Below are 8,240 nucleotides of genomic sequence, written 5' to 3' on the forward strand. Positions count from 1 at the left end.
AGCATAATGAGGTTGTTCCTGAAATTGAGGTAAGTTTTTTTACTGCTACCTTTTGCTAATGTACCGCCACCAACATGATATACCTCCGATGCAGGCTGCACATACACTTTATACCCGGCCAGTTGTAAACGCCAGCAAAAATCTATTTCCTCCTGGTGGGCAAAAAAGTATTCATCCAATCCACCCAACTCATGGTATACCGAAGCCTTTACAAACAATGCAGCGCCGCTGGCCCAAAAACATTGAGCTGCATTATTGTACTGCCCTTTATCATCTTCGCAAATATCAAATACCCTTCCTCTCGAAAACGGGTAACCAAATTTATCTATCCATCCGCCGCAGGCACCGGCGTATTCAAATTGATTTTTATAGTTGTAAGCTAATAATTTGGGCTGGCATGCCGCTATTGTGGTATCACTCTCCATCAAATCTATAACCGGCGTTATCCAACCGGGAGTAACTTCCACATCGCTGTTTAATAAAATATAATAATCGCTTTGCACCTGCTTTAATGCAGTGTTATATCCTTTCGCAAAACCTTCGTTGCTGCTGTTTTGTAAAATTTCTATTTGCGGATACTGCTGTTGTAAAAAAATAACCGAATCATCTGTTGAGGCATTATCAGCCACAATAATTTTTTTATTATCATACACCGATGCTATAACCGAAGGAAGAAATTGTTCTAAAAATTTTCTTCCGTTCCAGTTTAAAATAACAATTGCTACAGATGGACTTTGCATTTATTTTTTTGTTACTAACTAAGGTTCTTTGCTCAACATAGTTGTGTCACTCACTTGTACGGCATACCATTGGTGAGCTTTAATTATGTTTTGCACAAACATAATACATTTTCATAGCTAATACTTCACACCTAATACCCAACCTGCCAGTCTGCAGACAAATTCCTAATTCCTAATTCCTTATTTTTACTTATGGTTTCACAATTTATAAACTGGCGTACTGCATTGGCCGTAATTGCAATTGCAATTGTAAGCGGCACGGTATTTTATTCTAATTATTTGTCTAAAAAAATTGCTGCCGACGAAAGAAAAAAAGTAAATGTGTGGGTGCAGGCTTTAAAAACAAGGGGTAACAGTACCGAACCATCAGCAATAGAACTTACCAACACCATCACAGCAGAAAATACAGCAATACCTATTATTGGCACCAACGAAAAAGATATTCCACTTGGGCCAAATGATTATTCCAATTTAGATTCCAACAAAGTAAAATCGGATACCAATTATTTAAGAAATAAAATTGAAGAATTTAAAAACCAGCACGAGCCGATAACTGTAGAGATAAGCAAAGATCCCTTATACATCAACAAATATTATTATGGTGATTCTGCTTTATTAAAAGAAGTGCGTTACTATCCAATTATACAGCTCATCATTGTTGCGTTATTTATTATCATTACTTTAATAACGGTTTCTACCCGAAATAAATCTACACAAAACCAGGTGTGGGCCGGTATGGCAAAAGAAACAGCACATCAGTTGGGCACACCATTATCGTCTTTGCAGGGTTGGGTAGAAATGCTTAAAGACAATCCGCAAAGCGAAAAAATTGCCATCGAAATGGCTAAAGATGTGGACCGCCTTAAATTAGTAAGTGATCGTTTTGGCAAAATTGGAAGCACACCACAATTAGAGGAAAAAAATATTGTAATTCAAATTGAAGATATGGTGGCGTATATAAAACGCAGGGCTACCGACAAAGTAAATTTCAGCATCAACAGTTTTAATGAAACTGAAATTATTGCAAAAATAAATGCCCCTTTATTTGACTGGGTAATTGAAAATTTATTAAAAAATGCATTAGATGCCATGGATGGAAAGGGCAGTATCGGCATCAATATAAAAAAGGAAGCAGCCAACATAACAATTGATGTAAAAGATAGTGGTAAAGGCATCAGTTCTCAAAACATTGCCAAAGTTTTTAAGCCGGGCTTTACTACAAAAAAACGTGGCTGGGGTTTAGGATTAAGTTTATCTAAAAGAATTATTGAACAATACCACAAAGGCGAATTATTTGTAAAACATAGTGAGCCGGGTAAAGGAACAACGTTTAGAATTGTTCTGAAAAAATAATCACCTTACATTTGCAATCGTTATACTTGGCCGGGTGGCGAAATTGGTAGACGCACCACCTTGAGGTGGTGGCGCTGGAAACGGCGTGCTGGTTCGAATCCAGTCTCGGTCACATTTACTCAGCGAAGTTTTTTACTTCGCTTTTTTTATTAATAAAAAAGATTGCAAATACAGAAAATAGAAATCTGTACATGTAATCCCTTTTATTTTTTACTGATTATCTAAAATTTGTCAGGTTGAGCTTGTCGAAACCGGTGCAATTAGCTAACCCGCCTTGGACAAGCTCAGTCTGACAGAATTCTTTTAATTATTCTTTTATTACTTTAAGCGTTTGCTTAACCTCACCATCTTTAATAATTTTTACAAAATACATGCCTGCACCAAGTCCGCTGCCATTAAGGCTTTGCGTATAACTTCCTGTATTTTGGTTTTTATTAACCAATACTTTTACCTCTTTACCCTGTGCATCATAAACAGCGATCGTTACATGTGCAGGTGTTTTTACCTGGTACTGTATGGTTGTATTATCAACAAAAGGATTGGGAGATGTTTTCATCACCACATCTGGTACTGCCAACAGCGAACCAAAGCTTTTGTTTACATTACTTACATTAGCCTGCGGTAAAAAATTATTTACAGCACCAGCAGGTATGTTTGAAGAGGATGATCCGTTGGCAACAGCCATTGGAGTAGTACAATCGCAATTGTGTGTACCTGCCCATGGTGTTTGCTCAAAAGGAAATGATGATTTAAATGCAACATCATTAGCACCAATACCTGTATTATAACCCACCACATTTAAAAGTTGGGGTGTAACAGGGCTGCCTCCTAAAGTATAATCATCGTACCACAAACCAATGGCAGCTAATACCACACCACTAACAGCCTGTAATTCTATTCTTGTTACATCATCCTCCAGCCTTCTTCCGTTAGGAAAACCATCCATGTTAGGTATAAACTGAATGCTGGTGTTTGCATTAAACCGGGGATCTAATAAACCTAACACTGCGGCCTGCACCAAACCTTCCGAACTAAAATCGGGAGAGTTACGGGGTGTAGCCGGTACCGCCATATTCAATCTTAACATGTCGCCACCATTGGGAAGAAAATTATTGATAAAAGGTTTACCCACTGCAAGAGGATTGCCGGTTGGTTTACCGGTTGCCAGTTGATAAGGTGCTAAATTAGGAACACCTGTGTGAAAAATTGGCCACAGATCAACCGAACGTGGTTTGTTGGCACCGGGTAATAATAAGCCGCCAAAATTTGCTTCGCTTAAAGCTGTACCATTTAATGCGGCGTTGCCTTTTAATCCGAACAAACCATTCTGTCCGTTACCAAAACCAAACTGGCCTAATGATTTTTTTTGCACCCTTAAAGGTTTAAATGCCGGTACAGCACCACCAAATTGTGCGTCATCCATGTATAAAGCCAGCTCAGGATTATAAAAATAATTACCAAATTTACTAAGTCTGCTAAGGTCCTGGTAAGGTGTTAACCTGTTCCAAAGATCTTTATCACCGATAGGGATAACCGCTTCGTTGGTTAAGGGCATACCCAATCTTGAAACCTGTATCCATGGGCCTTCGTAAGATACATAAGGATTATCACCATCGTTATCATTATCCCTGTAATCACGGTCATTATCATCATCATGGTCTCTTTTAGAAAAGTCTTTTAATGTAGTAACTTTTTGCCTGCTTGCAGAAGCCCAAACACCTATAACAAAGTTTGGATCTAAAATATTAGCAGCCTGGGTTACAGCTTTATGATCTTTTTGTAAAGTGGCTACATCAACTTCCAAAGCAATGGTTGACACATTTAAACATTTCAAGCCATCTTCGGCATGTGTTGGGCCCTGGCGTGGGGCATCACCCAAATCAAAAATGCCACCTAAATCCACAAAGAACGGATCATCAACAGGACCACAAAAAACCTTTTCGCCAGTACTTGCATTTTTAATTGCCGCTGTCATTAAGGTTTCGTAATTAGGTGCATTTAAACCTACCGGCGAACTGATAGACCTTGCACCAATATTAGGTGGAGGCACGGTCCCATTTGTTATTATCTTACTGAATTTTCTTCCGCCATCCATACTTCTTTCTAAAGTATAAGTTGTTTTTAAATTTTCTTTTCCAAGGCGGATGTTAAAGAAAGTAGTGGGGTCTTCATTTTTTCTACTGAATGTAAAGCGGTAAATAATATCATCGCCACTGGTGGCTATGTTATTATCAATATGAATTTCGTAACGTACATTTTCGCCAAAGTGGCTAAAATTTGGTCCGCCCTGCGGCAACTGAAAAGGAACATAATTAGCTATAAGGATAATCTTGTTGGGGTTTGAAGGGCTTTTAAAAGCATAGACATCTGTGTTATCTGCCAATGGATCATCGGCAATTAAAGGTGCTTCCCTGTGGCTGGATGCCCATACTGGAAAGGTGTTTGCAAGCATGGCCATCAGCATAACTGCTGCGTAAATTTTCCGTTTCATAAATTTAAAAATTTTGAATTGTTTGTAAAAATTTTCCTTTTGGAAGTTGAAAAGGGAAAAAGCAATCAGCTTTTACAGGGGTAGAATTAGCATGCGTAACAGTTACGACAGAAAGGTTTGGCTTGGATTTAACTTTTTGAAAAAAACTTTTTATTTTTTTATACAGCTTTAAATTTTTTGGAAACAGAGGCTAAAAATCAATTGTGTTACCCTCTTTTGAAACAACTTCTTATCTTGTAAAAAAATAATTAATGGCAACCGAAGTAAAATGCCCCAATTGTGGCCACCAGTTTGAATTAAATGAAAGCCTTAAGAATGAGGTAGAGAAAGAATTGCGTGGTAAAATGATTGACTGGCAAAAAAAGAAAGAGGAAGAATTTGATAAACAAAAAACTGTACTGGTAAATGATGCAATAAAAAAAGCCGGTGAAGAAACTGCGGCAAAATTAAAATCGCTGGAAGAAGATGCCCGGATAAAAACACAACAGCTGCAGGAGCTGCAAAAGAAAGAACTGGATTTATTAAGAGATAAAAATGCACTGGAAGAAAAACAAAAGAATTTAGAAGTAGAAATTGAAAAACGTTTTTTAGAAAAGAGAAAAGAAATTGAAGAAAGCGCCATTAAAAGAGAACAGGAACTGTTTGATCTTAAAACAAAAGAGTACAAACTGCAAATGGAGCAGCAGCAAAAATTAATTGAAGAATTAAAACGTAAGAGTGAACAGGGCAGTATGCAATTGCAGGGCGAAAGTCAGGAAGCATTACTGGAAGAAATATTAAAAGATAATTTTCCTTTTGATATTATTGAAGAAGTGGGTAAAGGTGTAGAAGGTGCCGATTGCATACAATTAGTTCGCAATAACAGCGGCGTGGTTTGCGGCAGAATTATTTACGAAAGCAAACGCACCAAAGCCTGGAGCAACAGCTGGATCGATAAATTAAAAACAGATAAACGTACCAGTGGGAGCGATGTGGCTATTTTGGTATCGCAGGTTTTTCCTAAGGATATGGATAAGTTTGGTGAAAAAGATGGCGTGTGGGTATGCAATTTTAGTGAAGTAAGCAGCGTTTCTTATTTATTACGCTCTGGAATAATAAAGGTGTTTGAAACACAAAAAGCCCAGGAGGGTAAAGGCGATAAAATGAAGATGCTGTACGATTATTTAACCGGCAACGAGTTCAGAGGGCAAATGGAAGCCATTGTAGAAGGGTTTATGGCCATGAAACAAAGCATAATGAAAGAACGCATACAGATGGAAAAACTGTGGAAGGAAAGAGAAAAACAATTAGAAAAAGTTTTGCTGAGCACCAGTGGTATGTATGGCAGTGTAAAGGGGATTGCGGGTGCATCTGTCAGTGATATTCCTTTGCTTGATGGTGATTATGACGATAAGGAAGATTAATTTTTTATATGCCCTTTGATACAACGTACCATATTCCGCCTAATGAAAAAAATACCATTGTTACTTACAAAGTACCGGGTGGAAAGGATATTGATATTTATTTAAAGAAAAACGAATTGCCTCCGGGGATGGATAGTTTTCCTGATGTAAAAGAACTTTTAAATACCGCAGACCGGGTAATAAATAATCAACCTGAAAAAGAAGAGCATTATACGCCTGATGCAACAATGGTAATTGCATTTATTGCTATTTTTATTTTTGTCTTAATCCGAATAAAAAGAAATATCAGCAATGGAGATGAGAATGAATCTGATGATTTCTCTACAGCTGACCTACCCAAAAGTTATTCCAAAAAAGGCGCTGCTCATTTAACCTATTATGGCGATGAATTAAATTTTACCGGTAAGGAATTAACTGCAATACTCACCAAACGCTTTGCTTATTTTAATGATCTTTCTTCAATACAAAAAGCAAGATTTATTGAAAGGGTACAAAACTTTATTGCACATAAAGTTTTTAAAATTCATGATAATAAAGGCTATAAAGAAATGCCTGTATTAATAAGTGCTGCTGCAATACAGCTTACGTTTGGTTTAAAAAAATACCTGTTGCCTAATTTTGAATTTATTCATGTATATCCACGGGAGTTTATGAGGGTGCAAAACAGTATTTGTTTTTTAGAGGGCAATGTTTCGGGCCACGCCATAAATTTATCGTGGAAACATTTTTTAGAAGGTTATGCTATACCTGATGATGGGCAAAACGTGGGCTTGCACGAATTGGCGCATGCCTTGTATTATCAAACTTTTGTAGTGGAAGAAAATGCAGATAAAAATTTCAGGAATTTATACAATGGGTTTATAAGCGATGGCAATAAAGCCTACAATACAGAAAAAACTGTAGAAGGTGGATTGTATTCTGAATATGCCGTAAAAAATTTCCAGGAGTTTTGGGCTGAGAGTGTGGAGATATTTTTTGAAAAACCGGGTGCTATGAAATCGCATTACCCTCAGTTGTACGAAACACTAAAATTTTTGCTCAACCAGGACCCTGCAAATAAAATTGCCTCAGTGATCACTTAACACCCAGGTTAAAAAATTATTATTAAAAAAAAGATAATGTACCTGCAATGGTATTGTGTTTTTAAATATGCAATGCACAATACCTTCTTGTAAATTACCGGTAAATTTTTCTATACGGATATGTTTTTTAAAATCTGTTCCTCCTGTGCCCTGCCACTTGTACACACTTTCTTTTACGCTCCAAAAAAGGGTTGCCGTTTTTTTTAATGCTCCTTCGGGAAATAAAAAACATTCTTCTGCAGTTAAAAATTTAGGGATGATACGGTCAATTTTTTCATTCACCATTTCTATATCTACTCCCGCCCTTAATGCTTTACTTATTAAAACCGCTGCATAATCTTTGCAATGCGATATGGAAAAATGATAAGCCTCATCTTCTAAAAACGGTTTTCGGGTTTGGGCAATTTTTATTAATGCTAAAGGAAAATCGGGGTATAAATCCTTCAATAAAAAACGGCCGGCCAAATGCTGCAATCGCTTGTGCGGATGTGTAATTTCTTTTTGCAATGGCACTGCTTTAAAAAAATCTTCTGTTTCGGCAATATGCCAAACACCCATTTTAGTTACTGCGTTAATATTTTGTTGATAAACCAACGGCATAAAACGATTTTAGATTTTTGATTGCAGATTTTTGATTGAATATTTGCGAAAGAAATAATTTTCGGCACAAATTAACCAATAAACGAATTAACCAATCAACCATTTATGATCTTAAGCGATACCAGGATTTTAGAAGAAATAGAGAAAGGCACTATTAAAATTGTGCCTTATAACAGGGAAGATTTGGGTAGTAACAGTTATGATGTGCATTTAGGAAAAGACCTGGCCCGGTATATTGATAAAGAATTAGACGCCAAAAAACACAACAAAATTGAACATTTTGAAATTCCTGATGAAGGTTATGTGTTGCAACCGCACGAATTTTATTTGGGTGTTACCGAAGAATATACCGAAACACATGCCCATGTTCCTTTTTTAGAAGGTAAGTCAAGCACCGGCCGTTTGGGTATTGACATACATGCCACTGCAGGTAAAGGCGATGTGGGTTTTTGCGGCAACTGGACTTTAGAAATTTCGGTAAAGCAGCCAGTAAGAGTGTACAAGGGAATGCCGATTGGCCAGTTAATTTATTTTCCGGTGGATGGAGAGATTGAAGTAAAGTACAACGAAA

7 protein-coding genes and 1 tRNA gene are annotated in these 8,240 nt (G+C 37.1%); 5 read left to right on the plus strand and 3 right to left on the minus strand.

All coding sequences use genetic code 11. The features are described from left to right. Window positions 1-740, minus strand: a 740-nt coding sequence (locus tag ACY65O_RS09800; RefSeq protein ID WP_462220674.1) for a glycosyltransferase family 2 protein, incomplete at its 3' end; no start/stop codon positions are given. Between the two features lie 192 nt (window positions 741-932). Here ACY65O_RS09800 and ACY65O_RS09805 point away from each other — a divergent pair. Continuing rightward, window positions 933-2,093: a sensor histidine kinase gene (locus tag ACY65O_RS09805; RefSeq protein ID WP_462220675.1), complete on the plus strand. Its 1,161-nt coding sequence runs from the start codon at window positions 933-935 to the stop codon at window positions 2,091-2,093. Between the two features lie 28 nt (window positions 2,094-2,121). Next, window positions 2,122-2,205 (plus strand) — tRNA-Leu (locus tag ACY65O_RS09810). Between the two features lie 195 nt (window positions 2,206-2,400). Here the strand turns inward: ACY65O_RS09810 and ACY65O_RS09815 are convergent. Next, window positions 2,401-4,584 (minus strand): DUF4331 family protein, encoded by a 2,184-nt coding sequence (locus ACY65O_RS09815; RefSeq protein ID WP_462220676.1) that lies wholly within the window; start codon window positions 4,582-4,584, stop codon window positions 2,401-2,403. Between the two features lie 251 nt (window positions 4,585-4,835). Between ACY65O_RS09815 and ACY65O_RS09820 the strand changes: the two genes are divergently transcribed. After that, complete coding sequence (locus ACY65O_RS09820) at window positions 4,836-5,987, plus strand: DUF2130 domain-containing protein (RefSeq protein WP_462220677.1); 1,152 nt, start codon at window positions 4,836-4,838, stop codon at window positions 5,985-5,987. An 8-nt stretch (window positions 5,988-5,995) separates the two neighbouring features. After that, window positions 5,996-7,069, plus strand: a complete 1,074-nt coding sequence (locus ACY65O_RS09825; RefSeq protein WP_462220678.1) for a zinc-dependent peptidase — start codon at window positions 5,996-5,998, stop codon at window positions 7,067-7,069. On the opposite strand, the gene ACY65O_RS09830 is transcribed toward ACY65O_RS09825, so the two are convergent. Then, window positions 7,055-7,669 carry a 4'-phosphopantetheinyl transferase family protein gene (locus ACY65O_RS09830; RefSeq protein ID WP_462220679.1) on the minus strand — a complete coding sequence of 205 codons (615 nt, stop codon included), beginning with the start codon at window positions 7,667-7,669 and terminating at the stop codon, window positions 7,055-7,057. The two genes, ACY65O_RS09825 and ACY65O_RS09830, sit on opposite strands and share 15 nt — an antisense overlap. A 105-nt stretch (window positions 7,670-7,774) precedes the next feature. On the opposite strand from ACY65O_RS09830, the gene dcd reads away from it, so the two are divergent. Then, a partial coding sequence (dcd, locus tag ACY65O_RS09835) for a dCTP deaminase (protein WP_462220680.1) occupies window positions 7,775-8,240 on the plus strand: 466 nt, incomplete at its 3' end.

The organism is Ferruginibacter sp. (assembly GCF_031430955.1).
Lineage (GTDB): Bacteria > Bacteroidota > Bacteroidia > Chitinophagales > Chitinophagaceae > Ferruginibacter.

Excerpts from the sequence above, each read along its gene's own strand:
- ACY65O_RS09805 (WP_462220675.1), top strand. The coding sequence starts at position 933 with ATGGTTTCACAATTTATAAACTGGCGTACTGCATTGGCCGTAATTGCA.
- ACY65O_RS09815 (WP_462220676.1), bottom strand. The coding sequence starts at position 4,584 with ATGAAACGGAAAATTTACGCAGCAGTTATGCTGATGGCCATGCTTGCA.
- ACY65O_RS09820 (WP_462220677.1), top strand. The coding sequence starts at position 4,836 with ATGGCAACCGAAGTAAAATGCCCCAATTGTGGCCACCAGTTTGAATTA.
- ACY65O_RS09825 (WP_462220678.1), top strand. The coding sequence starts at position 5,996 with ATGCCCTTTGATACAACGTACCATATTCCGCCTAATGAAAAAAATACC.
- ACY65O_RS09830 (WP_462220679.1), bottom strand. The coding sequence starts at position 7,669 with ATGCCGTTGGTTTATCAACAAAATATTAACGCAGTAACTAAAATGGGT.